This window comes from Aeromicrobium sp. JJY06 (assembly GCF_044069275.1).
In the GTDB taxonomy this organism is placed as follows: domain Bacteria; phylum Actinomycetota; class Actinomycetes; order Propionibacteriales; family Nocardioidaceae; genus Aeromicrobium; species Aeromicrobium tamlense.
The window spans coordinates 1818051-1844837 of record NZ_JBIMRD010000001.1; the positions used below are offsets into that span (position 1 = coordinate 1818051).

The 26787-nt window shown below is 71.7% G+C and carries 25 protein-coding genes; 14 read left to right on the forward strand and 11 right to left on the reverse strand.

What is annotated here, in order from left to right:
- Positions 1 to 99 precede the first annotated feature (99 nt).
- Complete coding sequence (locus ACGWYL_RS08855) at positions 100 to 891, reverse strand: purine-nucleoside phosphorylase (RefSeq protein ID WP_269305448.1); 792 nt, start codon at positions 889 to 891, stop codon at positions 100 to 102.
- Positions 892 to 1021: 130 nt separating this feature from the next.
- Here ACGWYL_RS08855 and ACGWYL_RS08860 point away from each other — a divergent pair, with 130 nt between their 5' ends.
- Positions 1022 to 1585, forward strand: coding sequence for a TetR/AcrR family transcriptional regulator (locus tag ACGWYL_RS08860; protein ID WP_395486977.1), 564 nt, complete (start codon positions 1022 to 1024; stop codon positions 1583 to 1585).
- A 206-nt stretch (positions 1586 to 1791) separates the two neighbouring features.
- Here the strand turns inward: ACGWYL_RS08860 and ACGWYL_RS08865 are convergent, their stop codons facing one another.
- Complete coding sequence (locus ACGWYL_RS08865) at positions 1792 to 3480, reverse strand: hypothetical protein (RefSeq protein ID WP_395486978.1); 1689 nt, start codon at positions 3478 to 3480, stop codon at positions 1792 to 1794.
- A gap of 125 nt (positions 3481 to 3605) precedes the next feature.
- Between ACGWYL_RS08865 and ACGWYL_RS08870 the strand changes: the two genes are divergently transcribed.
- The 8 genes from ACGWYL_RS08870 (at position 3606) to ACGWYL_RS08905 (ending at position 15131) form a co-directional block, all read left to right on the forward strand.
- A complete protein-coding gene (locus tag ACGWYL_RS08870) occupies positions 3606 to 6476 on the forward strand; it encodes an HtaA domain-containing protein (RefSeq protein WP_395486979.1) in 2871 nt (956 codons plus the stop codon).
- Positions 6473 to 7579: a hemin ABC transporter substrate-binding protein gene (locus tag ACGWYL_RS08875; protein ID WP_395486980.1), complete on the forward strand. Its 1107-nt coding sequence runs from the start codon at positions 6473 to 6475 to the stop codon at positions 7577 to 7579. Before ACGWYL_RS08870 ends, ACGWYL_RS08875 begins: the two co-directional genes overlap by 4 nt.
- Positions 7580 to 7586: 7 nt before the next feature.
- The gene (locus ACGWYL_RS08880; protein WP_269305457.1) at positions 7587 to 8627 is read left to right on the forward strand and encodes an iron ABC transporter permease; all 1041 of its coding nucleotides are present in this window, start codon (positions 7587 to 7589) and stop codon (positions 8625 to 8627) included.
- The gene (locus ACGWYL_RS08885) at positions 8624 to 9415 is read left to right on the forward strand and encodes a heme ABC transporter ATP-binding protein (protein WP_269305459.1); all 792 of its coding nucleotides are present in this window, start codon (positions 8624 to 8626) and stop codon (positions 9413 to 9415) included. The genes ACGWYL_RS08880 and ACGWYL_RS08885 overlap by 4 nt, the downstream gene beginning before the upstream one ends.
- A 49-nt stretch (positions 9416 to 9464) precedes the next feature.
- Positions 9465 to 10124, forward strand: coding sequence for a heme oxygenase (biliverdin-producing) (locus ACGWYL_RS08890; protein WP_179426217.1), 660 nt, complete (start codon positions 9465 to 9467; stop codon positions 10122 to 10124).
- A 46-nt stretch (positions 10125 to 10170) separates the two neighbouring features.
- Positions 10171 to 11541, forward strand: a complete 1371-nt coding sequence (locus ACGWYL_RS08895) for an NAD(P)H-quinone dehydrogenase (RefSeq protein ID WP_395486981.1) — start codon at positions 10171 to 10173, stop codon at positions 11539 to 11541.
- Between the two features lie 162 nt (positions 11542 to 11703).
- Complete coding sequence (locus ACGWYL_RS08900; RefSeq protein ID WP_395486982.1) at positions 11704 to 14667, forward strand: SpoIID/LytB domain-containing protein; 2964 nt, start codon at positions 11704 to 11706, stop codon at positions 14665 to 14667.
- A 26-nt stretch (positions 14668 to 14693) separates the two neighbouring features.
- Positions 14694 to 15131 (forward strand): phage holin family protein, encoded by a 438-nt coding sequence (locus ACGWYL_RS08905; protein ID WP_179426211.1) that lies wholly within the window; start codon positions 14694 to 14696, stop codon positions 15129 to 15131.
- A 7-nt stretch (positions 15132 to 15138) separates the two neighbouring features.
- Here the strand turns inward: ACGWYL_RS08905 and ACGWYL_RS08910 are convergent, their stop codons facing one another.
- Both ACGWYL_RS08910 and ACGWYL_RS08915 read right to left on the reverse strand, forming a co-directional pair.
- A complete protein-coding gene (locus ACGWYL_RS08910; RefSeq protein WP_179426208.1) occupies positions 15139 to 15399 on the reverse strand; it encodes a metal-sensitive transcriptional regulator in 261 nt (86 codons plus the stop codon).
- Entirely contained in the window at positions 15383 to 15805 is a 423-nt protein-coding gene (locus ACGWYL_RS08915; RefSeq protein WP_395486983.1) for a DUF302 domain-containing protein, read from the reverse strand. The genes ACGWYL_RS08910 and ACGWYL_RS08915 overlap by 17 nt, the downstream gene beginning before the upstream one ends.
- A gap of 94 nt (positions 15806 to 15899) precedes the next feature.
- Here ACGWYL_RS08915 and ACGWYL_RS08920 point away from each other — a divergent pair, with 94 nt between their 5' ends.
- The gene (locus ACGWYL_RS08920) at positions 15900 to 16289 is read left to right on the forward strand and encodes a carboxymuconolactone decarboxylase family protein (protein WP_395486984.1); all 390 of its coding nucleotides are present in this window, start codon (positions 15900 to 15902) and stop codon (positions 16287 to 16289) included.
- Entirely contained in the window at positions 16289 to 16450 is a 162-nt protein-coding gene (locus tag ACGWYL_RS08925) for a hypothetical protein (RefSeq protein WP_269305467.1), read from the forward strand. Before ACGWYL_RS08920 ends, ACGWYL_RS08925 begins: the two co-directional genes overlap by 1 nt.
- A 60-nt stretch (positions 16451 to 16510) precedes the next feature.
- On the opposite strand, the gene ACGWYL_RS08930 is transcribed toward ACGWYL_RS08925, so the two are convergent.
- Positions 16511 to 18265, reverse strand: coding sequence for an acetyl/propionyl/methylcrotonyl-CoA carboxylase subunit alpha (locus ACGWYL_RS08930; RefSeq protein WP_395487244.1), 1755 nt, complete (start codon positions 18263 to 18265; stop codon positions 16511 to 16513).
- Between the two features lie 111 nt (positions 18266 to 18376).
- Here ACGWYL_RS08930 and ACGWYL_RS08935 point away from each other — a divergent pair, with 111 nt between their 5' ends.
- Positions 18377 to 19543 carry an acyl-CoA dehydrogenase family protein gene (locus ACGWYL_RS08935; RefSeq protein ID WP_395486985.1) on the forward strand — a complete coding sequence of 389 codons (1167 nt, stop codon included), beginning with the start codon at positions 18377 to 18379 and terminating at the stop codon, positions 19541 to 19543.
- A 6-nt stretch (positions 19544 to 19549) separates the two neighbouring features.
- Here ACGWYL_RS08935 and ACGWYL_RS08940 read toward each other — a convergent pair whose 3' ends face one another.
- Positions 19550 to 19771, reverse strand: a complete 222-nt coding sequence (locus ACGWYL_RS08940; RefSeq protein WP_179426200.1) for a hypothetical protein — start codon at positions 19769 to 19771, stop codon at positions 19550 to 19552.
- A 129-nt stretch (positions 19772 to 19900) separates the two neighbouring features.
- On the opposite strand from ACGWYL_RS08940, the gene ACGWYL_RS08945 reads away from it, so the two are divergent.
- Positions 19901 to 20842 carry an SPFH domain-containing protein gene (locus ACGWYL_RS08945; RefSeq protein ID WP_395486986.1) on the forward strand — a complete coding sequence of 314 codons (942 nt, stop codon included), beginning with the start codon at positions 19901 to 19903 and terminating at the stop codon, positions 20840 to 20842.
- On the opposite strand, the gene ACGWYL_RS08950 is transcribed toward ACGWYL_RS08945, so the two are convergent.
- The 5 genes from ACGWYL_RS08950 to ACGWYL_RS08970 are packed head-to-tail and all read right to left on the reverse strand — an operon-like array spanning position 20843 to position 25898.
- Entirely contained in the window at positions 20843 to 22714 is a 1872-nt protein-coding gene (locus ACGWYL_RS08950; RefSeq protein ID WP_395486987.1) for a VWA domain-containing protein, read from the reverse strand. It abuts the gene before it with no gap.
- Positions 22715 to 22761: 47 nt separating this feature from the next.
- Positions 22762 to 23340 (reverse strand): nucleoside triphosphate pyrophosphatase, encoded by a 579-nt coding sequence (locus ACGWYL_RS08955; RefSeq protein WP_179426194.1) that lies wholly within the window; start codon positions 23338 to 23340, stop codon positions 22762 to 22764.
- On the reverse strand, positions 23337 to 23996 hold the full coding sequence (locus tag ACGWYL_RS08960; RefSeq protein WP_269305472.1) for a hypothetical protein: 660 nt from the start codon (positions 23994 to 23996) through the stop codon (positions 23337 to 23339). Before ACGWYL_RS08960 ends, ACGWYL_RS08955 begins: the two co-directional genes overlap by 4 nt.
- A gap of 52 nt (positions 23997 to 24048) precedes the next feature.
- A complete protein-coding gene (locus ACGWYL_RS08965; protein ID WP_218845867.1) occupies positions 24049 to 24297 on the reverse strand; it encodes an acyl-CoA carboxylase subunit epsilon in 249 nt (82 codons plus the stop codon).
- Positions 24294 to 25898, reverse strand: a complete 1605-nt coding sequence (locus tag ACGWYL_RS08970) for an acyl-CoA carboxylase subunit beta (protein WP_269305473.1) — start codon at positions 25896 to 25898, stop codon at positions 24294 to 24296. Before ACGWYL_RS08970 ends, ACGWYL_RS08965 begins: the two co-directional genes overlap by 4 nt.
- Before the next feature lie 77 nt (positions 25899 to 25975).
- Between ACGWYL_RS08970 and ACGWYL_RS08975 the strand changes: the two genes are divergently transcribed.
- A complete protein-coding gene (locus ACGWYL_RS08975) occupies positions 25976 to 26758 on the forward strand; it encodes a biotin--[acetyl-CoA-carboxylase] ligase (RefSeq protein WP_395486988.1) in 783 nt (260 codons plus the stop codon).
- Positions 26759 to 26787 lie beyond the last annotated feature (29 nt).

Here is a 26787-nt window from a genome sequence, read left to right on the forward strand (position 1 = left end):
CCCCCGAACCCCTCCGAACCGCTGTTCGAAGTCTACCGTATTGGGCCATGCGCAGTGGGCCCTGAGGAGCGCCGTTTCGGGATGTGGGACGGATCCGGATCAGACGCGGGGGAGCAGGTCGGCGAGCAGTGCGCCCATGCGCGTGGCGGCGGACTTGCCGGCCTCGAGGACCTCCTCGTGGTTGAGCGGCTCGTCCGAGATGCCGGCGGCGAGGTTGGTGACGAGCGAGATGCCGAGCACCTCCATGCCGGCCTCGCGCGCGGCGATCGCCTCGAGCGTGGTGGACATGCCCACGAGGTCGCCGCCCATGACACCGGCCATCCTCACCTCGGCCGGCGTCTCGTAGTGAGGACCGGGGAACTGCACGTACACGCCCTCGTCGATCGACGGGTCGACCTCGCGCACGAGGTCGCGCAGGCGCTGCGCGTACAGGTCGGTGAGGTCGACGAAGTTCGCGCCGACGATCGGCGACGTGGCCGTGAGGTTGATGTGGTCGCGGATGAGCACGGGGGTGCCGGGGGTCCACGCCGGGTTGAGGCCGCCGCAGCCGTTCGTCAGCACCATCGTGCGCACGCCGGCGGCCGCCGCGGTGCGAACGCCGTGCACGACGGCCTCGACGCCCTTGCCCTCGTAGTAGTGGGTGCGGCCGAGGAAGACCAGGGCGCGCAGGTCGCCCACGCGGACCGAGCGGATCGTGCCGCCGTGACCGGCGACGGCCGGCTTGCTGAAGCCGGGCAGCTCCTCGGTGGGGACCTCGTACTCGGGCTCGCCGAGCGCGTCGGCGGCAGGCAGCCAGCCCGACCCCATCACGAGGGCGACGTCGTGGTCGCCGCCTCCGGTGCGGTCACGCAGGGCGTCGGCGGCTTCGCGGGCGAGGTCGTAGGCGTTCACCCGAGTCACCCTACCGACGGCGTTCGGGCGCAGGAGACGCCCGACGATGACGAAATGGTTGCGATTCGGCGGCCGCTCGCGCGCTGCGCCGCGGAGGGCGCCCGCGGGGGAGGGCGCGTACTCTACGGACGTGCCGAAGATCATCGGGGACTCCCTGGAGGAGCACCGCGCGACGATGCGTCGCCGGGTCTTCGACGCGCTCGTCGAGCTGCTGCGCGAGCGCCCGTTCGACCTCATCACGATGGCCGACCTGGCCACGCACGCCGGGGTGGGCCGGTCCTCGCTGTACAACCACTTCAAGGACAAGGAGGCCGTCGTCGTCGCCTTCGCGACGGACGAGACCTCGCGCTACCTCGACCAGCTGAACGCCTCTCTCGCCGACCGGACCACGCCGACCGAGCGCCTCGAGACCTACGTGCGGCACCACGTGGACACGTCGAAGGACTTCCACATCGGCCTGGGCCCCGAGCTGCGCGCGATGCTGTCGCCGGAGTCCGTCACCGCGATGCGCGAGCACGTCGTCGCGGTGGAGCAGGTGCTGCGGCAGATCCTGGTCGACGGGGCCGCCTCCGGCGAGTTCACGGTGGACGACGTCGACGCCACCGTCTCCCTGCTGCACGCCACCCTCTCGGCCCGTCACGCCTCGGCCGACACGACGACCCGCTTCGTCCTCGCCGCCGTCTCGCCCTCCTGACCCGCAACTGCACCGCCGCCTCCCTGTTCGCGAGTGGCGCAAAGCGGCCCGCCACTCGAGGAGTGGCGGGCGTTTTCGCGCCACTCGCGACTCGGGCTTGCGCCAGTCGGCGTCCCGAGGAGTGGTGCGGAGGCGGCGACGAGGCGCGCCCCGGAACGCCACGGCCCCCGTCACCGAGGTGACGGGGGCCGTGGCCGGAGCTCAGGTCACTTGGCGACCTTGAGGGATCCCGTCTTCACGTAGCCGCGCTTCGTGTAGTTGGCGTTGCCGTAGTAGGCCACGCGGACGACCCACGTGCCCTTGGCCAGCTTCGGCAGCTTCACCGTGCGCTTGCCCGCGGACAGGTTGGCGGTGACGTACTTGCTCTTCTTGCCCTGGGTGAGCTTGATCTTCACCTTGCCGGTGGGCGCGGCGGCGCCCGAGGCGCCCTTGACGGAGACGGCCGCGAGACCCTTCTTCTTCGAGGTCGGCTTGCGGGTGACCTTCACGCGGCCCTTCGAGGCGGCGGTTTTGGCGACCTTCACCGTCACGGCGGTGGCGGCCGGGGCCGTGACCGCCGTGTCCGAGGGGGCGAACGTCACGCGGTACGACTTCGTGCCGACGGCGTGGCGCTTCGAGATCGCGAACGAGGCGGTGCCGCGCGCGGCGACCGTCTTGGTGCCGAGGCCGGCGACCGTGACCGAGCCGGCGGTCGGCGAGGTCACGCCGACCGTGCCGCCCTTGCCGTACTTCGTCGACAGGCTCTTGACGGTGACGGCCGGGGCGACCGCCTTCTCCTTCAGCACGCCCAGCGGGGTCTCGGTGTCCTGGCTGGTGGTGGAGTGCGTGTGCGCACGCCACGTGTAGACCGAGTAGCTGGTGCCCGGCGTGACCTGGTCGAGGTCGAGGTTCAGTGTGGCGTCCCACGTGCCGGCCGGGCCGGAGATGGACGGGGTCGGCGGGAAGCAGAACTTGGCCGCGACGCCCACGAAGTTCGCGGTGCCGGTCGGCGACGAGACGTCGGGCAGCTCGCCGGACGGCGCGACGCCCACGTAGATGCCGGCGTCACCGGTGTTGGTGAGGCACGTGAAGCCGGTGCCCGAGACCTTGACGGTGGCGCCCTCACGGGAGTCGACCGTCACGCGGGGACGGGGGGCGGTGGCGGTGAACGGCGAGGCGGGCTTGCGGGGATCGCCGCTGGCCGAGCCCGACAGGAAGAAGTGCGCGCGCAGGCCCGAGTCCAGCGCCCGCAGGAAGTCGGGGTGGAACGAGCCGCCGTCGGTGGGACGGCCGGCGGGCAGGCCCAGGTCGAGCGCCTCGGCCGAGCCCGGCTGGAGGACGCCGAGGAAGTCGGGCGTCTCGGTCAGGGAGGCGACGGAGCCGTCGGTGCTCCAGTCCGACGCGGTCGCGTCGAACTCCACCACGGTGACGTCGTCGGTGCTGCCGGTGGTGGTGGTCGCGGTCGGCACGTTCCACGCGACGTCGGCGGTGATCTTGCCCTCGCCGGCCGCGTTCACCGTGACGGTGGGATCGGCGATGGTCAGCGAGTACTGCAGCGTGCCCGGAGCCGTGGTGCCGGTGATGAAGGAGCCGGTGATGGAGCCCTCGTAGGCCACCGACGTGGCGCCGTTGCCGGAGTCGAACGTGCCGACGCCGCCGCCGAAGGTCGTGACCTTCGTGGTGGGGTCGATCGTCGCGCCGTCGGCGGCCTCGAGCGTGGTGAAGGGCGAGAACGCGGGGTTCGGCGTGAAGTGCGCCGCGAACTGGTCGGAGATCTTCCACTGCAGTGTGGGGGCGACGACGTCGTCGGCCGCCTGTGCGGTGGTGGGGGTCAGGGCGAGGACGCCCGCGGACAGGGCCGCGGCGGTCGTCCCGGCGAGCAGGCGACGCCCGCGAACCAGGGTCTGGGGAGACATGCAGATCCTTTCGGAAAAGAAGTCGCCGACCCGGCGACCTCGGTAGGTAAGGCACACCTTATACTCGGCGAGTAAGGGTGCCCTGACCGGGTCCGCATCCTGACCGAATCCCGACGGGAGTCTCCGTGATCGACCACGCCCACCGCTCGATGCCCGTGCGTGTCCTCGTCCTGCTGATGGTGGCCGCGCTGGCTGCTCTCGCGGTGCCGAACGTCCGTGCGGATGCTGCACCGGCTGGAACAAAAGTCACCGGCGGCACCATCTCGTGGGGCCTCAAGGCCTCGTTCCGGTCGTACCTCACCGGTCCGATCGCCGGCGGCAAGGTCACGCCGGCCGCGCCGGCCACCGACGACGGCACCCGGACCACGTTCCCGCAGGCGGCGGGGGAGTGGAGCGAGTCGTCCACCGTCGCGGCCCGCGGCTCGGTGAACTTCACGGGTCACCACGGCGCTCTCGACCTGACGCTGGCGGACCCGCGGCTCGAGGTCAGCGGGACCAGCGGTCGCCTCGTCCTCGACGTCACCGACGCGTCGGGCACCACGAGCGGCGTGCACTTCGCCGACGTCGCGCTGGACGGTCGCTTCGACTGGAGCGGCACCACGGTCACGATCGACAAGGCGCCGGTCACGCTGACGGCCGCGGGAGCCGGGTTCATGGGCGGCTCCTACAGCGCGGGTCAGGAGGTCGACCCGCTCGACGCGAGCCTGCAGGTCGAGACGCCCGCCACGGAGCCGACCACCGAGCCGACGACCGAGCCCACGACGGAGCCGACGACGGAGCCGACGACCGAGCCGACCACGGAGCCGACGACCGACCCGTCGCAGATCACGGGCGGCTCGATCTCCTGGGGCCTGAAGACCTCGTTCCGCACGTACATCCGCGGCCCGATCGCGGGCGGCAGGATCACGACGACCGCTCCGGCCACCGACAACGGCACCCGCACCACCTTCGCCCGCGCGAAGGGCACGTGGTCGGACAAGGCCGCCGACGTGCGCGCCTCGGGCGGCGTGAACTTCACCGGGCACCACGGTGAGCTCAACCTGACGATCTCGTCGCCGCGGGTCGTCCTCAACGCCTCGGGCGCGCGCCTGCTCGTCGACGCGAGGACCAGCGACGGCCGCACCCACTCGGGCCTGGCCGTCGCCACCCTCGACCTGTCCGGCCGCATCAGCGCGGGCAGCGGCAAGGTGACGATCGCGAACGCTCCGGCCACGCTCACCTCGGCGGGCACCGCGCTGTTCTCCTACAGCGGCAGCGCCATGTACCCCGCGGGCACCGAGCTCGACCCCGTCAGCGCGACTCTCTCCGTCGAGGGTGCGGTCGTGCCCACGACGCCCCCGGCCACGAAGCCCACGCCGAAGCCGACGACGAAGCCCACGAAGACGCCGAAGGACCCGAAGCCGGCGAAGTCCTCGACCACCACCGGCCGCGCCGGTGACCTGACGTGGGGCGTCAAGGCCAGCTTCCGGTCGTACATCACCGGCCCGATCGCGCAGGGATCCGTCAGCGTCTCCGGCGGCGCCACCGCCGTGTCGGGCGGCTACCGCTTCGGCCAGAGCACCACGTCGGCCACGCCGCCCAGCGCGCAGGGGACCACCGGCTACCGCGGCACCGTCCGCTTCCACGGGCATCACGGCCAGCTCGACATGTCCCTCACCGCGCCCTCGGTGCGCGTGACCTCGGCGACGACGGCCACGCTTTCGGCCCAGGTCACGGGCCGCGGGCGCATCGACGTCGCCGTCATCGACCTCGGCCGCGCCTCCCGGTCGACCGACACGGGCTGGGTGCAGTACGCGAACGCGCCCGCCGCGCTGACGTCGGCCGGCGCCGGGATGTTCTCCTACAACGGCAACGCCTTCTACCCGGCCGGCACGGTCGTCGACCCCGTCACGTTCTCGGTCGGCTCCACGGCCGCCGCCGGCTCGGGCTCGGGCGCCACGTCCGTCGCCGGCTCGACGACGCCGACGACGGCGTGGACCCCGCCGACCGCCCCGCCCGCGACGACCGGCCTCGTGCTCGAGCAGGACGAGGTCAAGGCGGGCGACGAGGTCACCGCCTCGGGCACGGGCTTCCTGCCGAACGAGTCCGGCATCCGCGTCGTGCTCTACTCGACCCCGCTGGTCCTGGCCGAGAACGTCACGGCCGACGCGACCGGCCGTGCCACGTGGAAGGGCGCCATCCCGCCCACGATCGCGCCCGGCGAGCACACGCTCACGTTCCAGGGATCGGTCGACCGGGGTGTCGTCATCGACGTCGCCGCCGCCGACGCGATCGTCGGCTGCGAGCTGAGCGACGCCCGCCTCGACTGGGGCTTCAAGGAGTCGTTCCGCGCCTACGTCTCCGGCTCGATCGCCAACGGCGACTGGACCACCACGGGCAACGCGGGCTACGAGACCCCGCAGTTCTCCTGGTCGCAGGGCACGGGCGTGCTCGACGAGGAGTCGGGTGCCGGCGAGCTCTCCTTCGAGGGCGGCGTCGAGTTCACGGGCCACGACGGCGCCCTAGACACGACGATCGCGAACCCCGTCGTGACGATCGTCGACGAGAGCAAGGCCACGCTCGCGGTGGACTACACCGGCGGCACGATGGACGCCGCGATGGCCGGCAAGGACGACCGCCGCACGATCGCGGCCGTGCCGTTCGCGGATCTCGACCTGAGCGCGGGCACGGTCTCGAAGGAGGGTCAGACGGTCACCATCTCCGACGTCCCGACCACCCTGACCAGCGCCGGCAGCGCCGCGTTCCCCAACTACGAGACCGGTGCCGCGCTCGACCCCGTGACGCTCACCTACGCAGTGGCCAGCGACTGCGCGGCGCCCGCCGCCGCGCCCGCGGCGAGTGCCGACGATGCCGCCGCCGTGGTGCTCGACCCGATCACGCCCACCGAGGCCACCACGTGGCTGCCGTGGCTCGCGGGCACGGTGCTGGCGGTGCTCGTCTCCATCGGCGGCACGGTGCTCGTCATGCGCCGCCGGACGTCCGGGGTCGACGCATGAGGCGGCCCGCCCGCGGCGCCGCCGCGCTGCTGACCGCCCTGTGCCTGACCCTCCTGGCCGCGTGCGGCTCCGGCAGCGAGGGCAGCGACCCCGGCTCCGGCGCCGACCTGCCGCCCCTGTCCGAGCTCGAGGCCTCGCAGGCCCCGAAGGCGATCACCGGACCCAGCACGGCGAAGCTCACCAACCGCCACATCGAGCCGGTCGACGTCGACGAGCAGGCCAGCCTGCCCGCCACGGTCGTCTCGCGCGTGCGCTCGGGCGACACGAAGGTCACCGTCACCGACACCTCGCGCATCGTCGCGTTCGACATGTCCGGCTCGATCGCGGCGTCGCTGTGGGGCCTGGGCCTGGGCGACCGCCTCGTCGCGCGTGACGTGTCCACCGACTTCCCGGGCGCCGAGGACCTGCCGCTCATCACGTCGGAGGGCCACGCCGTGAACGCCGAGGCCGTCATGGCGCAGAAGCCCACGGTGATCATCACCGACGGCTCGATGGGCCCGCGCGACGTGGTCGAGCAGCTCGCCGACACCGGCGTGCCCGTCGTCTTCCTGGACAACGACTCGAGCTTCGAGGGAGCCGCCCAGCTCGCCCGCGACGTGGGCGCCGCGGTCGGCCTGCCGAAGTCCGGCGAGGCGCTGGCCGAGCGCATCACCTCCGATGTCGCGGCCGCGCAGGCCGAGGTGAAGCGGTTCGTCCCAGAGCGGGAGTCCGACCGGCTCCGGATGGTCTTCCTCTACCTGCGCGGCAACTCCGGCGTGTACTACCTGTTCGCCGACGACTCGGGCGTGGGCGACCTCGTCGAGTCGCTCGGCGGCGTCAACGTGGCGCGCGAGATGGGCTGGAAGGGCATGCAGCCGCTCACCGACGAGGCGCTCGTGAAGGCCAAGCCCGACCTCATCATGGTGATGACGCACGGCCTGGAGTCCACCGGTGGCGTCGACGGCCTGCTCGCCGAGAAGCCCGCGATCGCGCTGACGCCCGCGGGCCAGTCGAAGCGCTTCGTCGACATGTCCGACGGCGACGTCCTGTCGTTCGGCCCGCGCTCCGCCGGTGTCGTCGAGGCGCTCGCCCGCGCGATCTACGTGCCGGAGGCGGACCAGTGATCCGGGCGTGGTGAGCACCGGCCGGCGGACCCTGGTCCTGGCCGGGTTCGCCGTCCTCCTCGTGGTCGGCACGTTCGTCTCGGCCTCGGTCGGCCAGCTGCCCGTCGGGCCGCGCGACGTGGCCGGGGCGATGCTGCACGGCATCGGGATCGACACCTCGTGGCGTCCCGACGACACGATCATCGAGCAGACGCTCCTGCAGATCCGCTTCCCGCGCGTGGCGATGAGCATCCTCGTGGGTGCCACGCTGGCCGTCGCGGGTGCCGTCATGCAGGCGATCTTCGGCAACCCGCTGGCGGAGCCCGGCGTGGTCGGCGTCTCGGCCGGTGCCGCCCTCGGCGCGTCCATCGCGATCGCGTTCGGCATCACCGCCTTCGCGGGCTGGGGCGTCGCGGTCCTCGCGTTCGTCGGCGGCTTCGCGGCCACGGTCCTCGTCTACGCCACCGCGCGCGTGGGCGGGCGCACCGAGGTCGTCACCCTGCTGCTCACCGGCATCGCCGTCAACGCGTTCGCGGGGGCGGGCCTGGCGCTCGTGATGTTCGCGTCCGACACCGGCTCGCGGGAGCAAATCGTCTTCTGGCAGCTCGGCTCGATGAACGGCTCGCGCTGGAGCGAGGTCCTCATCGTCGCCGCCGTGGGCCTTCCGGCCTGCGTCGTCGCCTGCCTGCTCGCGCGTCGCTACGACCTGCTGTCGCTGGGGGAGCGCACCGCGGCCCACCTCGGCCTGCGGGTGGAGCGGCTGCGCATCGGCTCGATCCTGCTGGTGGCGCTGCTCACCGGCGTGGCCGTGGCGTTCGCCGGCATCATCTCGTTCGTCGGCCTCGTGGTGCCGCACCTCGTGCGCATGCTGCTGGGACCGTCGCACCGCACCCTGCTGCTCGCCAGCGTGATCGGCGGCGCCGCCCTGCTGGTGTGGGCCGACCTGCTCGCCCGCACCCTCGTGTCCGGGTCCGACCTCCCGATCGGTCTGCTGACGTCGCTCATCGGTGGTCCGTTCTTCTTCTACCTGGTGCGCGCCACGCGCTCGAAGGCCGGAGGCTGGGCATGACGGCGGCGTACGAGGTCCGGGGCCTGGTCTGCCGGCTCGGCGGGCGTGCCATCGTCCGCGGGGTCGACCTCGACGTCCGGCACGGCGAGGTGCTGGCGCTCGTCGGCCCGAACGGCGCCGGCAAGTCCACGTTGCTCGGCGCGCTGACGGGCGACGTGCCCATCGCCGAGGGGGAGGTGCGCCTCGACGGCCGTCCGCTGGGCGACTGGTCCGCCGGCGACCTCGCCCGCACCCGTGCGGTGCTGCTGCAGGCCAACCAGGTCAGCTTCCCGTTCACGGTCCGCGAGGTCGTCGAGATGGGCCGCAACCCGTGGACCGGACACGCCTCGGCCGCGGACGACGACGCGGCCATCGCCGAGGCCATCGACCGCAGCGACGTCGCCCACCTCCTCGACCGGCCGTTCACGGCGCTCTCGGGTGGCGAGAAGGCGCGGGCGTCGCTCGCGCGCGTGCTGGCCCAGCGCACCGACGTGGTGCTGCTCGACGAGCCCACCGCCGCGCTCGACCTGCGCCACCAGGAGGAGGTCATGGTCGTCGCCCGCGACCTGGCCGCCACCGGCCGTGCCGTCGTCGTCGTGCTGCACGACCTCTCGCTGGCCGCGGCCCGCGCCGACCGCATCGCGATGGTGCACGACGGCCGCATCGTCAGCGTCGGCACACCGGCCGAGGTGCTGACCCCCGAGCGGGTCGAGGAGGTCTACGGGATCGGCGTGCACGTGCTGCCGGCGCCCGACGGCCACCTGATCGTCGTCCCACATCGTGGTCTTTCAGACACTGTGTCACCTTGATCTGACAACGTGTCATATCATTGACCCATCCCCACAGAGAGGCGCGACCATGACCGTGCTGCCGACCGAGACCGGACTGTCCGTCCAGATGCGCGACGGCTCCCAGGCCGAGCACAAGGACGCCGAGGGCTCGAGCTTCATGTCCTGCCTGCTCGACGGCCAGGTGAACGAGACCGGCTACACCGAGTACCTGGCGATGCTGCGACCGATCTACGCCGCGCTCGAGTCCGTGGGTGCGCGCCTGGCCGACGACCCGATCGCCGGCGCCGTGATCGACCCGGCGATCAACCGCCTCGACGCGATCGACCGGGACCTCGCGTACTGGTCCGGCGGCGCGGGCGTGCCGCCGGTGCAGAGTGCCGCCGTCGACCGCTACGTCGCGCGCATCGAGGCCTCGGCCGCCGATCCCGCACTGTTCGTCGCGCACCACTACACGCGCTACCTCGGCGACCTGTCGGGTGGTCAGGCCATCGGCCGGATCCTGGCGCGCACCTTCGAGCTGCCCGAGGGCCAGGGCATCGCGTTCTACCAGTTCGACGCCGTGCCGAAGCCCAAGCCGTACAAGGACGCGTACCGTGCCCGTCTCGACTCCCTCCCGCTGACCCCGCGCGACCAGCAGCGCGTCGTCGACGAGGTCAAGGTGGTCTTCGGCCTCAACGGCGCCCTGTTCGAGGAGCTGTCCACGCAGCTCCCGCGCTTCGCCCGCTGAGACCCTCGCCGCGGGCGGTGACGCCCGCATGCGGGACAATCGGGTCATGACCCATGTCGTGATCATCGGTGGCGGACCCGGCGGCTACGAGGCGGCGCTGGTCGCCCGGCGACTGGGCGCCGAGGTCACGCTCGTCGAGCGCGACGGGCTCGGCGGCTCCACGGTCCTCACCGACTGCGTGCCCAGCAAGACGCTCATCGCCACGTCCGACCTGCTGCACGAGGTCAGCCGTTCGGCCGAGCTGGGCGTCGAGGTCCCGAAGGCGCCGCGCGCCGACCTGGCCGCGGTCAACGACCGTGTCCTGCGGCTCGCGTCGGCGCAGTCCGACGACATCGCCGAGCGCGTCGTCTCGGCCGGCGTCACCGTGCTCTCGGGCATCGCTCGCATCGCCGACGCGCGCACGGTCATCGCGCAGACGCCCGACGGCGAGGTGCGGCTGGCGGCCGACGGCATCCTCGTCGCCACCGGTGCGCACCCGCGGGTCAGCGCCGACGCCCAGCCCGACGGCGAGCGCATCCTCACGTGGGAGCAGGTCTACGCGCTGCGCGAGCTGCCCGAGCACATGATCGTCGTCGGCTCCGGCGTCACCGGCGCGGAGTTCGCCAGCGCCTACAACGGCCTCGGCGCCGAGGTCACGCTCGTGTCCAGCCGCGACCGCGTGCTGCCGGGGGAGGACCCCGACGCGGCGAACCTCATCGAGGACGTCTTCACCCGCCGCGGCATGAACGTGCTCGGGAAGTCCCGCATGGCGTCCACTCGCCGCGAGGGCGACCAGGTCGTGGTGACGCTCACCGACGGGCGCACGGTCACCGGCTCGCACTGCCTGCTGGCCCTCGGCTCGATCCCCAACACGGCCGACCTCGGCCTGGAGGAGGTCGGCATCGACACCGACGACGGCGGCTTCATCGCGGTCGACAAGGTCTCCCGGACGAACATCCCCGGCGTCTACGCGGCGGGCGACTGCACGGGCGTCTTCATGCTGGCCTCGGTCGCCGCCCAGCAGGGCCGCATCGCGATGGCGCACCTGCTGGGCGACGCCGTGCACCCGCTCGACCTGCGCAAGGTCTCGAGCAACATCTTCACGTCGCCCGAGATCGCCACCGTCGGCGTGGGCCAGCGCGAGATCGACGAGCAGGGCCTGCTGGTCGACACGGCGATCCTGCCGATCGCGGCGAACCCGCGCGCGAAGATGCAGGGCGTGCACGACGGCTTCGTGAAGCTGTACGCCCGTCAGGGCATCGGCGCGCTCATCGGCGGCGTCGTCGTGGGCCCGCGAGCGAGCGAGCTGATCCATACCGTGTCGGTCGCCGTCTCGGCGTCGCTCACCGTCGACCACGTGGCCGACGCGTTCAGCGTCTACCCGTCGATGTCGGGCACGGTCGGCGAGGTCGCGCGGCGGCTGCACCGCCAAGTCTGAAGCAGTACTTGAATTTCGGGTCGTCACGGCTGTAATCACACGCGTGTTGTTTCGCAGGTCAGACCGGAACTGCTGGAACGGCCTCGAGATATGTGTTCTGATGCCTGTGCTCCCCAGCAACATGAGCAACAGATGTACAACGCCACAGAATGGACTTCCCCCATGCATTCCTGGCTGACCCGCTGCAGCATTGGTCTGACCACACTCGCCGTCGCCGGCGCTCTCCTGCTGCCTGCCCCCGCGCAGGCCGCGGGCACCGACATCGTCGAGACGCGTCCGAATGCCTCCGCCGCCACCGAGGAGGCCGCGACGACGGCTCCGGTGTCCGAGGAGGTCGAGGTCGAGCAGACCGCGGTCGAGCCCGACCCCGAGGCCGGCGGAGACGCGGTCGAGCGCACGTCGGTCGACCCCTTCCGGATGGTCGGGGTCACCTGGAGCGCCGACTCCGACGCCAGCGACGTCACCGTGCGCGTGCAGGTGCGCACGGACGGGAAGTGGAGCGACTGGGAGACGCTCGACGTCGAGGACAGCGTCGAGGGCGGCCGCCCCGGCACCTCGCCCCTGTGGACCTCGGCGCCCTCCGACGGCGTCGCCGTCGAGGTGAAGGCCGCCTCGGGCGCCGCGCAGGACGTCAAGGTCACCACGATCGACCCGGGCAAGCCCGAGGTCGTCACGCCCGTCAGCCCGGCGCTGTTCGAGGGCGAGGAGGACGACGCCACCACCGAGAGCGTCGCCGCCGACGGCACGCCCAAGGTCGTGCCGATGCCGTCGATCATCACGCGCGCGCAGTGGAAGGCCGGCGCCGGCACCAGCTGCAGCGCCCCGGTCACGCGCCCCAAGGCGCTCGGCGTGGTCATCCACCACACGGCGGGCTCCAACACCTACAGCAAGTCCGAGTCGGCGGGCCTCGTGCGCAGCTACCAGACGTACCACGTCAAGGGCCACGGCTGGTGCGACATCGGCTACAACTTCCTCGTCGACCGCTTCGGCCAGATCTTCGAGGGTCGCAAGGGTGGCATGACCAAGCAGGTCCGAGCCGCGCACTCCGGCGTCGACGCCGTGAACCAGTACGCCACGGGCGTCTCGATGATGGGCCACTTCGACTACGTGAAGCCCAGCGACGCCATGAAGAGCGCCGTCGTGCGGCTGGTCGGCTGGCGCGTGAAGTACTTCGGCGCGAACCCGAAGGGCACCTACTCCGCCGGCGGCAAGAAGTACTCGGTCATCAACGGCCACCGCGACGTGAAGTCCACCGCGTGCCCGGGCAAGTACGGCTACGCCTGGATCGGCGCCGTGGGAGGCCTGCGCGACCGCGTGGCCACCTACATCTCGAAGGCGACCTCGGCGGCGGGCGCACCCACGCCGACCGCCCCGCAGCAGTTCGCGACCCCGAAGAACGTTCGCGTCGCCCCCGCGACGACGGCGGCCACGATCAGCTGGAGCGCGGTCTCTGGTGCCCCCGGCTACCGCGTCATGGTCTCGCCCACGGGCAGCTCGGCCGGTGCGAAGTACTACAACGTCTCGGGCACCAAGGCCGTCGTCTACGGCCTGAACTCGCGCCGGACCTACGTCTTCCGCGTGTCCGTGTGGAACCCGACCGTGAAGCAGCGCGTCAGCCCCTACACGGGCAAGCCCATGCCCACGGCCCGCACCCGCGCGTTCACGGCCCCCACGGGCGTCAAGCTGACCACGCGCACGGCCACCGGCCTGCGGTTCGCCTGGAAGGCGCAGTCGGGCGCTCCGGCCTACCGGATCATGTACTGGGAGTCCGGCAGCAGCAAGAAGCGCTACGTCACGGCCTACAAGAACGCCGTCGCGATCAAGGGCCTCAAGCGCGGCACGATGTACCAGGTGCGCGTCTCGGTGTGGTCGACGCCGACCCGTGAGCGCGTGAGCGCCTACTCGGGCAAGCCGTACGCTGCCGGTGCCACCGTGGGCTACAAGGGCGCCTCGGCGCCCGCCCCGGCGCCGAAGCCGTCCGCGCCCAAGCCCGCCCCCAAGCCGGCGCCCGCGCCGAGCGCGAAGAACGCCGTCACGCCCTCGGCGGGCAAGGTGACGTTCAAGGGCCACGGCTACGGCCACGGCATCGGCATGAGCCAGTACGGCGCCGAGGGCGGCGCCCGCGCCGGCGCGAAGTACGACGCGATCCTGAAGAAGTACTACCCGGGCACGAAGCTCAGCTTCAAGTCCGCCACGATCCGCGTGCAGATCTCGGCCGACACGACGAACTCGGTCCAGGTGAAGCACCAGAGCGGGCTCAAGCTGCGCACGCTGGCGAACAACGCCGTCCAGACGCTGCCGAACAGCGTCAGCGGCCGCACGGTCTCGGACTGGACCATCGACACCTCGCCGAGCAACCGCGGCCTCAACCAGGTCTCGTACAAGTCGGGGTCGAAGTGGTACGCGTTCCGCACCTTCAAGACCGACGCCCAGTTCGAGGGCCCGGCCACGATCCGCCTCGTCATGCCGAACGGCAGCACGCGGGCCTATCGAGGTGCCCTGCGCTCGACGAAGCCGTCGACGACCACGCGTGACACCGTGAACGTCCTGAGTCTCGAGGCCTACACGCGCGGCGTCGTCGCACGCGAGATGCCGTCCAGCTGGAGCATGGAGGCGCTCAAGGCGCAGTCCGTCGCGGCCCGCACGTTCGGCTCGCGCTACCTCGGCTCGTCGCGTCACTACGACATCTGCGACACCGTCTCGTGCCAGGTCTACGGCGGCTACGCCGACGAGACCAAGCGGACGAACGACGCGATCCTGGGCACGAAGGGCAAGATCCTGACCTACCAGGGCGCGCCCGCGCTGACGCAGTTCTCGAGCTCGTCGGGCGGCTTCACCAACCAGGGCTCCACGGCCTACCTCAAGGCCGTCAGCGATCCGTGGGACAACTGGTCGGGCAACAAGAACCACGCCTGGAGCCAGACCGTCACCGCCTCGGCGATCCAGAAGAAGTACCCGAACATCGGCACGCTGAAGTCGATCTCGATCACGAAGCGCAACGGTCACGGCACGCAGGGCGGTCGCGTCGTCTCGCTCACCCTCAAGGGCTCGAAGGCGAACAGGACCATCACCGGCGTCGACGCGCGCTGGGCGTTCGGACTCAAGTCGGACTGGTTCGGCTTCTGAGGGTCGCGGATGGGATGATCGGTCCCATGCGCAGCCCCCGTCTCTGGCTCACGATCGTCTCGGCCGCCCTGGCCAACGCCGTCTCCCTCGGGGTCGCGGCGTGGCTGTTCGACGGCTTCGACCTCACGGTCGGCTGGTGGGTCGCGGCGGTCGCGCTCTTCACGGTGCTGAGCGTCGTGCTGCGCACCCTGGCGCTGCGCATGATGGGCGCGAAGTGGCTGCGCGTCTACACGATCACCGGGGGACTGGCGCTCACCGCGATCGCCCTCGTGCTGACCGACCTGATCGTGCCGGACTCCGGCTTCGAGATCGACGGCTGGGGAACGTGGGTCGTGGTCACGCTCATCGTTTGGGCCACCGGCGTCGCGTTCGGCGAGGTCGACCACCACGCACCGGCGGCCACGCCGGGCCTGTCGCCCGACATCCGCGCCGCGGCGCGCGAGGGCGACCGCCGCGCCTCCTGATCCCGGGTCAGGCCATCGCGAGGAAGAGCTTCTCCAGCTTCTTGGCGTCCACGCTGTCGGGACCCTCCTCGGCGAGGCACTTCTGCAGCCCGGTCGCCACGAGGGCGTAGCCGCCGCGCGCGATCGCCTTGTTGACCGCGGCGAGCTGGGTGAGTGCGTCCTCGCACTCGGCGCCCTCCTCGAGCATCCGGATCACCGACGCGAGGTGACCGTTCGCGCGCTTCAGGCGCGTGGCGATCGCCTTGACCTCGTCAGGCTCGAGCTGCATCGTCGACCTCCTCGTGGTGGACCAGTGCGTCCATCATGCCGGTCAGGCGGCGGCGCGCCTCGGCGGCCACCGCGGCCAGCTCGGGTGACGATCCCAGCTCGGTCATGACGGCCGGGTCGAAGACGTCGACCCGACTGCCGTCGCCGTCCTGCGCCACGACGACGTTGCACGGCAGCAGCGTCGCGATCCGCGGGTCGGTCGCGAGGGCGCGGTGGGCGAGCTCGGGCCTGCACGCACCGAGGATCACGCGGGGCGGGGTCTCGACGCCCAGCCTGGCGATCAGCGTCGCGCGGAGATCGATCTCGGTGAGCACCCCGAAGCCGGCGTCGGCAAGCAGGGAGCGGACGCGCTCGACCGTCTGCTCGTAGGGCGTCGGCACGCGTGTGCCGATCGTGAAGTCCGTCATGTCGCGGCCTCTCGCTTGAACCCCCTGGGGGGATGTGATTACGCTTCATCGTAACCCCCTGGGGGGATCGAGCCAAACCCATGAGAGGACCGACATGACCCACCCCGCCCCCGAGCCCGGCCAGCACGGCCCGGCCGTCCTGAAGGAGCTGTCGCCACTGCACCGTCAGCTGCGCCGGGCGATCCCCGACGTCTACCGAGGCTTCGGCGAGCTGTCGGGCGCCGCCTTCGCCGACGGCGCCATGGATCGCAGGGCGAAGGAGCTGATCGCGCTGGCGATCGGCGTCGTCGAAGGGTGCGACGGCTGCATCGCCTCGCACGCGCAGGCGGCCGTCCGGGCCGGTGCGACGCGCCAGGAGGCGGCTGAGGCCATCGGCGTCACCTTCCTCATGCACGGTGGTCCGGCGACGATCCACGGCGCGCGCGCCTACGGCGCGGTGTGCGACTTCGCCGACGCGCTCGAGGCGGGGGAGGCGGCGTCCTGATGTGCCGACCGACGCGATGCCGGACCTGCGGCAAGACCACCTGGGCCGGATGCGGCCAGCACGTCGCCGCGGTCAAGGCGGCGACGCCCCCGGGCCAGTGGTGCGGAGGCCACGACGACCCGAACAACGACGGTTGGCTGCGTCGCATCCTCGGCCGCTGACCCCGGAACGCCACGACGCCCCGGCCGAGGGCCGGGGCGTCGCGATGCGGTGGTGGGGACTCAGGCGTCCTTGAGGTCGCAGATGACCGCACCGGCGCCGATGGTCTCGCCGATCGCGGCCGACAGGCCGGTGACGGTGCCCGCCTTGTGCGCGTTGATGGGCTGCTCCATCTTCATCGCCTCGATGACGACGACCAGGTCGCCCTCGGCGATCTCCTGGCCCTCCTCGACGGCGAGCTTGACGACGGTGCCCTGCATCGGCGAGGTCAGCGAGTCGCCGCTGGCGGCCGCGCCGGCGGACTTGCCGCCCTTGCGCTTGGCCTTCTTCGCGCCGCCCGCAGCCGCCGCGCTGGCGCCCAGGCCGCCCGGCAGGACGACCTCGACGCGCTTGCCGCCGACCTCGACGGTGACGCGCTCGCGCTCGGCGGGCTCGTCGGTGTCGGCCAGCGGGCCGGAGTACGGCTCGAGCTGGTTGTCGTAGTCGGTCTCGATCCACGTCGTGTAGACGTCGAACGAGCCCTCGGAGGCGTTGTACGCCACGTTGTCGAGCACGTCGCGGTGGAACGGGATGACCGTGGGCATGCCCTCGACCACGAACTCGTCCAGCGCGCGGCGCGAGCGCTCGATGGCCTGCTCACGCGTGCGGCCGGTGACGATCAGCTTGGCGACGAGGGAGTCGAACGCGCCGGGGACGGTCTCGCCCTCCTCGTAGCCGCCGTCGAGGCGGACGCCGGGGCCGGACGGGGGAGCCCACTTGGTGAGGGTGCCGGGCGCGGGCAGGAAGCCGCGGCCGCCGTCCTCGGCGTTGATGCGGAACTCGATCGAGTGGCCGATGATCTCGGGGTCGTCGTAGCCCAGCTCCTCGCCGGCGGCGATGCGGAACATCTCGCGGACGAGGTCGATGCCGGTGACCTCCTCGGAGACCGGGTGCTCGACCTGGAGGCGGGTGTTCACCTCGAGGAAGCTGATGGTGCCGTCGCGGGCGACGAGGAACTCGCAGGTTCCGGCGCCGACGTAGCCGGCCTCCTTGAGGATCGCCTTGGAGGACGAGTAGAGGCGCGCCAGCTGGTCCTCGCTCAGGAACGGCGCGGGGGCCTCCTCGACGAGCTTCTGGTGGCGACGCTGCAGCGAGCAGTCGCGGGTCGACACGACCACGACGTTGCCGTGGCTGTCGGCGAGGCACTGGGTCTCGACGTGGCGCGGCTTGTCGAGGAACTTCTCGACGAGGCACTCGCCGCGGCCGAAGGCGCTGACGGCCTCACGGACGGCGGAGTCGTAGAGCTCGGGGATCTCCTCGAGCGTGCGGGCGACCTTGAGGCCGCGACCGCCGCCGCCGAAGACCGCCTTGATGGCGACCGGCAGGCCGTTCTCCTTGGCGAACTCGACGATCTCGTCGGCGTCCTTGACCGGGTCCTTGGTGCCGGGCGCGAGCGGCGCGTCGGCGATCTGCGCGATGTGCTTGGCCTTGGCCTTGTCGCCGAGGCTCTCGATGGCGGCCGGCGGCGGGCCGATCCAGATCAGCCCGGCGTCGATGACGGCCTGGGCGAAGTCGGCGTTCTCGGCCAGGAAGCCGTAGCCGGGGTGCACGCTGTCGGCGCCGCTGCGCTGCGCGATGGCGATGATCTTCTCGATCGACAGGTACGAGTCGCCCGGGGTGGAACCCTCGAGCGAGTAGGCCTCGTCGGCGAGACGCACGAAGAGCGCGTCGCGGTCGGGCTCGGCGTAGACCGCCACGCTCCCGATGCCGGAATCCTTCGCGGCTCGAATCACACGGACCGCGATCTCACCACGGTTGGCGACCAGGACCTTCTGCAGGGGCTTGCTCACGAATACTCCTCGCGTCTGAACGGCAGTCGCGAGTCTAAGGGAGTGTGGTGCAGGCCATTTCGTCGCCCCAGCGAGGTTAACGCCTGTTAACCTTCGGTCATGGACTTCGAACTGTCACGCGAGCACGAGGACTTCCGTCGCGTCGTCCGGGACTTCGCCGCCGAGCGGATCGCTCCCCACGTCGCGCAGTGGGACAAGGACCACCACTTCCCGGTCGACGTCGTGCGCGCGATGGGCGACCTCGGCCTGTTCGGCCTGACAGCGCCCGAGGAGTACGGCGGCTCCGGCGCCGACTTCACCAGCCTGTGCCTGGCGATCGAGGAGCTCGGCCGGGTGGACCAGTCGATCGGCATCACCCTCGAGGCCGGCGTCGGCCTGGGCATCAACCCGATCCAGACCTTCGGCACGACCGAGCAGAAGGAGCGGTGGCTGCCCGACCTCGTCGCCGGCCGCGCGCTCGCCGGCTTCGGCCTCACCGAGCCCGGGGCCGGGTCGGACGCCGGCGCCACCGCGACGAAGGCCGTGCTCGACGGCGACACGTGGGTCGTCGACGGCGCGAAGCAGTTCATCACGAACTCCGGCAGCGAGATCACCTCGCTCGTCACGGTCACGGCCCGCACGGGCACCCGCGAGGACGGCCGTCCGGAGATCTCGGCGATCGTCGTGCCGGCGGGCACGCCCGGGTTCGTGGCGGAGGCCGGCTACGACAAGCTCGGCTGGCACATCAGCGACACCCACGCGCTCAGCTTCAGCGGCGTGCGCGTGCCGGCCGACCACCTGCTCGGCGACCGGGGCCGCGGCTACGCGCAGTTCCTCGCGACGCTCGACGACGGTCGCGTCGCGATCGCGGCCCTCGCGGTGGGCCTCATCGAGGCGTGCCTCGAGCAGTGCGTGCGGTACGCGGGGGAGCGGCAGACGTTCGGCGGGCCCATCGGCCGCAAGCAGGGCGTGGCGTTCCAGATCGCCGACCTCAAGGTGATGGCGGACGCGTCGCGCGCGCTGACCTACCAGGCCGCGGCGATGAAGGACGCGGGCATCACCGGCCAGCGCTTCAAGCAGGCGGCGTCGGTGGCGAAGCTCTACAGCTCGGAGGCCGCCGTCACGGCGACCCGCGTGGCCACCCAGGTGTTCGGCGGCTACGGCTTCATGGAGGAGTACCCCGTGGCCCGGTTCTACCGGGACGCGAAGATCCTCGAGATCGGCGAGGGCACGAGCGAGGTGCAGCGCATGCTCATCGCACGCTCGCTCGGCCTGCCGGTGGAGTAGGGACCGTCAGAGGGCGGTCATCGAGCGGCACGGCAGCGGCACGTGCTTGGCGCCGGAGCCGAAGTCGACCTGGACCGACGAGGACCCCTGGACGCTGACCACGCGGCCGAGTCCGAACGAGTCGTGGGAGACGCGGGCGCCCGCCTCGTAGACCTCGTCGACGACGACCGGCTTGGGCGCGAACGGGCTGCTTGCGAGGTGGCGTCGAGGACGCTGTGACGTAGCCATGATGTCTCCATGGTCCCACGTCGACCATGACCTGTGGGCCACTTGACCGTCCCTCGCCCGGTCGGCGGCCCGTCGTGGATAGGGTGGGGCGCCCTGTCTCGTGCCGTCTCGGGAGGTCTCGCGGTGTTCATGGTGTTCGTGCTGGTGGTCCTGGTCGTGGGATTCGTGGTGTCGTTGCTGGTGCGTCGCCAGCTGCGGTCGTCCGGGAGGTCCGCGGCTCCCGCCACGTGGACCGCGCTCGGCCTCGGCCTGCTGGCGCTCGTCGTGGCGTTCGTGTCGATGACCGCGATCGTCCCGACTCGTGAGATCGGCGTCGTCACCTCGTTCGGCCGCCCGGTCGACGTCCTGTCGAACGGCCTGCACCTCAAGGCGCCGTGGGAGAAGGTCAACAAGCTCGACGGGACGATCCAGACCGACAACTTCACCGGTCAGGACCACGCGATCGACGTGCGCATCGGCAACGGGTCCACGGCCGGGGTCGACGCGACGATCCGGTGGCGCATCAAGCTCGACGCCGGCAAGGAGCTCTACCAGGACTACCGACAGATGGAGAACATCCGCGACTCGCTCGTCACGCGTGAGCTCAAGGCCGCGCTGAACGAGGTGCTCGGCGACTACGACCCGCTGGCCTCGGTCAAGCAGGGGACGTCGGCCGACGGCACCACGACCTCGGCCGGCGTGGACCTCAACGCGTTCTCCCGGCTCGTGCAGGAGGCGCTCGCGAAGCGCGTCGGCGACGACGTGGAGGTCAAGTCCGTGATCCTGCCGATCGTGCGCTTCGACCAGCAGACGCAGGAGAAGATCAACGCCTACCAGGCCGAGGTCGCCAACACGCGCATCGCCGAGCAGCGGGAGGCGACCGCGAAGGCGCAGGCCCAGGCCAACAAGAACCTGGCCGGCTCGGTCTCGCGCGATCCCAACGTGCTCGTCTCGAAGTGCCTCGACACGCTCGAGGAGATGGTCAAGGCCGGCCAGGAGGTGCCGATCGGCTTCTCCTGCTGGCCGGGATCCGCCGGCACCTCGGTGGTCCTGCCGCAGGCCGGGAGGGCCACCGCGAGCGACGACCGCTGATCAGCGGCGGCGACGCGCGACCAGCGCGACCGCCGCGGCGAGCACGCCGAGGGCGACCGCTCCGCCGACGACCCACCCGATGATCGAGCCCGACTCGTCGGACGCCGTGTCCGGTGCGTCGTCCGCTCCGTCCGCGGGCTCGTCGTCGGCTGCCGTCACGGGCGAGTCGACGAGTCGCGAGCCGGCCTCCGGCGCGGTGAGGCCGTCGACCTCGGCGTAGGTGGGCGCCACGTCGCCGAGCACGTTCTCGCGGCCGAGGGTCAGCGTGTACGGAAGGTTCGTCTCGTCGCCGCGGAGCTTGAGGCTCACCAGGACGTAGTGCATCCCGGCGAGCGACGCCGCCTGGCGGCGAGGGTCGTTCTGCGCGCGGTTGGCCGGGTGCAGCGGCCACGACATCGCGCCGGTGCGGAACGCGACGTTCTCCCGCAGGTTCGCCCACGGGTCGCGCGTCCAGTCGCCGGGCCACTTGGCGTACTGGCTGATCGTGACGTCGCGGCGCAGCGGATTGATGACCGTGACCTCCAGGCCGCTGCCGATGCTGGCTGCGTCGCGGACCTCGTCGGTGAGCTGGGCGTCGACCTGCGCACGGACCTGCTCGCCCCAGTCGACGGGGACGGCCAGGACCTGGGTCTCACCCGCACTGATGTCGAGCTGGTACGTGCCGGGTCCGACCTCGGGGGCGTTGGCGATGCTCGTGCCGGGGACGGCCTCGGTGGGGGTGCCGGGGGTCGGTGCCTTCCAGCCGGGCTCGTCGCCGGCGGTCCCCGCGGCCAGGTCGGACGTGATGGGCGGCTCCTCGTAGACCGACAGCTCGATCGGGCGGCCCTCGAGGTTGCCGACGGTGCGGTCGACCTGGAGGCCGAGCTCCTCGTCCGTGCGGCACTGCGACTCCGGGTCCTTGACCCAGCTCGCGACGCCGCCGTAGTAGACCGGAGCCCGGCTGGCCATGTCGAGGCCGTAGGTGGTGGACGCTGCGCACATGAGTCCGGCGATGCGCTGGACGCGCAGCGTGGCGGCGGCGCCGAGGTCGCCGCTGATGCCGCGGATCACCGCGCCGACGTGGAGGGTCGAGTCCGGGGCCGTGCGCGCGAGGCGGTAGTGCGCCGCGCCGTCGGCCGCGATCGTGTCGGTGTACTGGCCGCGCTCGAGCAGCGGCGCGCCGTCCTCGCCGGGCGTCCCCTGTACGGGCGTGCCGGTGAGGTCGAAGGGGCGTGCCGCCCGCACGGAGGAGACGCGCAGGCTGTCGGTCAGGCTCTCGGCGTCGTCGGCGTCGTAGTACGTGCCGTTGCCCTCGTCCGCGACGCACTGGAGCGTCTTCTTGGCCCTGCCGGAGACGTCGAAGCCCACGACGTCGATGCGGATGTCGATCCCGTTCGCGGCGATCTCGCGAGCGACCACGCACGGGTCGGGGTCGCACGTGGGCTCCCCGTCCGAGACCAGCACGATCGTGCGCTGGCCGGTGTCGCCGAGGTCCTTCGCCGCCTCGCGGAGCGCATGGCTCGTGGGCGTCCAGCCGACGGGCTCGTAGTCGGCCACGGCCCGTCGCAGGTCGTCGCGGTTGTCGGTGCCGAGGTCGACGATGCGCTCGGAGTCGGTGCACGCCGCCGGGTCGTCCTCGGCGACGTCGCTGGCACCGTACACGCGAAAGCCCACCCGCTGCTCGTCCGGCAGGCCGTCGATCACTGCCTCGAGGCCATCCTTCGCGGCCTGGATCCGTGTGGTCCCGCCGCCGGTGCGCTCGGCCATCGAGCCCGAGGCGTCCATGACGAGCATCATCGCGGTGTCGGCCGCGGGCGCCTCGGCAGTGGAGGGCCAGCTGAGGGCCGTGATGGCGAGCAGGACGGAGCCGGCGCAGGCGACGATCTTGATCAACGTTCTCTCCCCGAGACGAGCGGCGTGACGCCGCCATCGTGCCATGCTCAGCGCCAGAGGTCGGTCCACTCCACTCCGAGGTCCCGGGCCATCTCGCGGACCGCGGGGACGCTGACGCCGACCACGTTGTGGTGGTCGCCCTCGATCCGGGTCACGAACGCCGCGCCGAGGCCGTCGATCGTGAAGGCGCCGGCGACGTGCAGCGGCTCGCCGGTGGCGACGTAGGCCTCGATCTCCTCGTCGGTGACGTGAGCGAAGTGCACGCGCGTGGCGGCGTGACGCACGACCTCGTCGTCGCCCAGGCGCAGGCAGTGCCCGGTGTGCAGGACACCCACGTTGCCGCGCATCTCGTACCAGCGGCGCCGGGCGACCTCGGGGTCGTGGGGCTTGCCGAGGACTCGCCCGTCGAACTCCAGCACCGAGTCGCAGCCGAGCACGAGGGCGTCGGGGTGGTCGGGCGCGACGGCTCGGCACTTCAGGCGCGCGAGCTCGGTGGACAGCTCGGCCGGGGTGGTGGCGGCGATGCCGTCCTCGTCCACGCCCGACACGACGACCTCGGGGTCGATGCCGGCCCGCTGCAGCGTGCTGAGTCGGGCGGGGGACTGCGAGGCCAGGACGAATCTCATCGGTCCTCCGGGTCGAGGGCGGGCACGGCGCCGTGGGTGGCGACCTCGGCGCTCAGGTCGGGGTGGGCCAGCACCTCGTCGATCAGTCGCTGCGACCCGCCGACGCACAGCCACGTGGGGTCGACGTCGGCGGCGACGAACCAGGCGCGATCGGCGGGCCACGTCAGCGAGGCGGGCGGCAGGGTGCGCTCGACGTCGGTGCCGTACGGGCGCGCGCCCCAGTCGCCCACGTCCGAAGCGGGGCCGCGGAACAGCAGGTAGGAGCGCTCGCCCTCGAGGTCGATCTTCGGGGCGTCGAGGACGTCGTCGTCGAACGCGGGCCTGATGCGCGGCGGGGTGGGGCGGAACCACAGGTCGCGCAGCCAGTTGCCGCGCAGGGTCGTGTAGGCGCGGCCGGCGTCGGTCAGCTCGCCCCAGCCGTCCCAGAGGCCGAAGAAGACGTCGTCCGGGGTGCGCGTGTGCCGGGCGGCGATCTCGACGACGATCGCCATGATCGCATCGTCGCTGCGGTAGGTCTCGGACTCGCCGTCGTCGTACGGGACGGTCGCGTAGGCCTCGAACCCCGGAGGGCCCTGCATGGCGAGGATCGGCCAGCCCTCGGCCGCACCGGTGAACCAGTCGGCGTGCGACACGTCGGGCTCGGGGCGCAGGGTCATGCCTCGATCGTTCCACACGTGCCCGGAGAACACGTTCCCCGTCGGTCGTGCGTCAGAAGGCGGAGGCGCGCCACTGGCCGGGGCCGAAGCGGTGCGGCGTGCGGTGCTGGCGCGTGGGGTGACCCCACTGGCTGCGCGGCCTCGGCTTCGAGTCGGCAGCCGCGGCGGCCGCGGCGGCGTTGCGCGCGGCGACGACCGCGACGAGCGCCGCCAGCTCCTCGGCGGTCGGGTCGCCCTTGACCACCCGGAGCACGGGCTTGCTCTCCGGGGTCTCGGTGGTCTCGTCCACGGCGTCGCTCACAGCGGGATGTTCCCGTGCTTCTTGGGCGGCAGCGTCTCGCGCTTGGTCGCCAGCAGGCGCAGCGCCTTGACGATCTCGGCGCGGGTCTGGCTGGGCTTGATGACGCCGTCGATGTAGCCACGCTCGGCCGCCACGTACGGGTTGCAGAGCGTGTCCTCGTACTCGGTCATCAGGTCCGCGCGCAGCGCCTCGGGATCGTCGGCCGCGGCGATCTCGCGGCGGTACAGGATGTTGACCGCACCCGACGCGCCGACGACGGCGATCTGGCCCGTGGGCCACGACAGGTTGATGTCGGCGCCGAGGTGCTTCGAGCCCATGACGTCGTAGGCGCCGCCGTAGGCCTTGCGCGTGATGATCGTGACGAGCGGGACGGTGGCCTCGGCGTAGGCGTAGATCAGCTTCGCGCCGCGGCGGATGATGCCGTTCCACTCCTGGTCGGTGCCGGGCAGGAAGCCGGGCACGTCGACGAAGGTCAGGACCGGGATGTTGAACGCGTCGCACGTGCGCACGAAGCGCGCGGCCTTCTCGGACGCGTCGATGTCCAGGCAGCCGGCGAACTGCATCGGCTGATTGGCCACGACGCCGACGCTCTTGCCCTCCACGCGGCCGAAGCCGATGACCAGGTTCGGCGCGAAGAGCGCCTGGACCTCGAGGAACTCCTGGTCGTCCAGCACGGTCTCGATGACGGTGCGGATGTCGTAGGGCTGGTTCGCCGAGTCGGGGATGAGCGTGTCGAGCGCGACGTCGAGGTCGGTCGGCTCGAGGTCGACGACCTCGGGGAACGCCTCGGGCTCCTCCATGTTGTTCTGCGGCATGTAGGAGATGAGCGCCTTGACGTACTCGAGCGCGTCGTCCTCGTCGGAGGCCAGATAGTGCGAGTTGCCGCTCTTGGTGTTGTGCGTGCGACCGCCGCCCAGCTCCTCCATCGTGACGTCCTCGCCGGTGACCGTCTTGATGATGTCGGGTCCGGTGATGAACATGCCCGAGGTGCCGTCGACCATGACCGTGAAGTCGGTGACCGCGGGGGAGTAGACGTGACCGCCGGCGCAGTTGCCCATGATGAGCGAGATCTGCGGGATGACGCCCGAGGCGTGCACGTTGCGGCGGAAGATCTCGCCGTACAGGCCGAGCGAGACGACGCCCTCCTGGATGCGCGCGCCGGCGCCCTCGTTGATGCCGATGATGGGGCAGCCGGACTTGATCGCCAGGTCCATGACCTTGGTGATCTTCTCGCCGTAGACCTCGCCGAGGCTGCCGCCGAAGATGCTGAAGTCCTGGCTGAAGACGCACACCTGGCGGCCGTCGATCGTGCCGTAGCCGGTGATGACGCCGTCGCCGAGCGGACGGTTCTTGTCCAGGCCGAACGACGTGGCGCGGTGGCGGGCCAGCGCGTCGAGCTCGACGAACGAGCCCTCGTCGAGCAGCTGCTCGATCCGCTCACGGGCGCTCTTGCGGTCGCGGGCGTGCTGCTTCTCGGCGGCACGCTCGGCCACCTCCACGGTCGCCTCGTGGTGACGGCGTTCGTAGTCGGCCAGCTTGCCGGCGGTGGTGTGGAGCTCGGGGTGCTCCTCCAGCGGGGTGTCGGGCAGGGCGTCGGTCATGGCGAACACCCTAACCGGCAGTGATCCGAGCCTCATCAAGGGACTGGGCGCACCGTCGACTGTGCGAGGGTGGGCCCGTGCAGCAGCCCCACCTGGCCCCCCTCGACCGCGACCGCCTGCGAGCCGACGCCGTCGGGTTCGAGGTCCACATCACCGACGAGACCGCCAGCACGAACGCCGACCTCGCGCAGGCCGCTCACGACGGCGCGCCCGAGTGGACCGTGCACACCACCGACCACCAGGCCGCGGGCCGGGGTCGCCTCGACCGCACCTTCACGATGCCGCGGTACACGGGCATCGCCGTCTCGGTGCTGGTCCGTCCCACCGAGGTGCCGCCGACGCGCTGGCCGTGGCTGCCGCTCGTCACGGGCCTGGCCGTCGTCGACACCGTGCGCGAGCTGGGCGTCGACGCCGCGCTCAAGTGGCCCAACGACGTCCTCGTCGAGGACCGTCGCAAGCTCTGCGGGATCCTCGTCGAGCGCGTCGAGACCTCGATCGGCGCGGCGGCGGTGGTGGGAGTCGGCCTCAACGTCGGCCTCTCCGCCGAGGACCTGCCGGTGGAGCGGGCGACCTCGCTGCTGCTGGAGGGCGCGAGCACCACCGACCGCACCGAGATCCTTCCGGTGCTGCTGCGCCGCCTGCGCGAGCGGCTCGAGCTCTGGCGCGACCCCGCGAGCGCCGCCGAGCTGGCCGACGCCTACGCGGCCACGTGCTCCACGATCGGGCGGCAGGTGCGGATCGAGCGCGCCGACGGCTCCGACGTGGTGGGCGAGGCGACCGGTATCGACGCGTCGGGCTGCCTCGTCGTCGACGGCGTGCCGTGGTCGGCCGGTGACGTGACGCACCTGCGCCCGGCGTGATCCCCGCCGTCGGTCCGTCGTGGGATCAT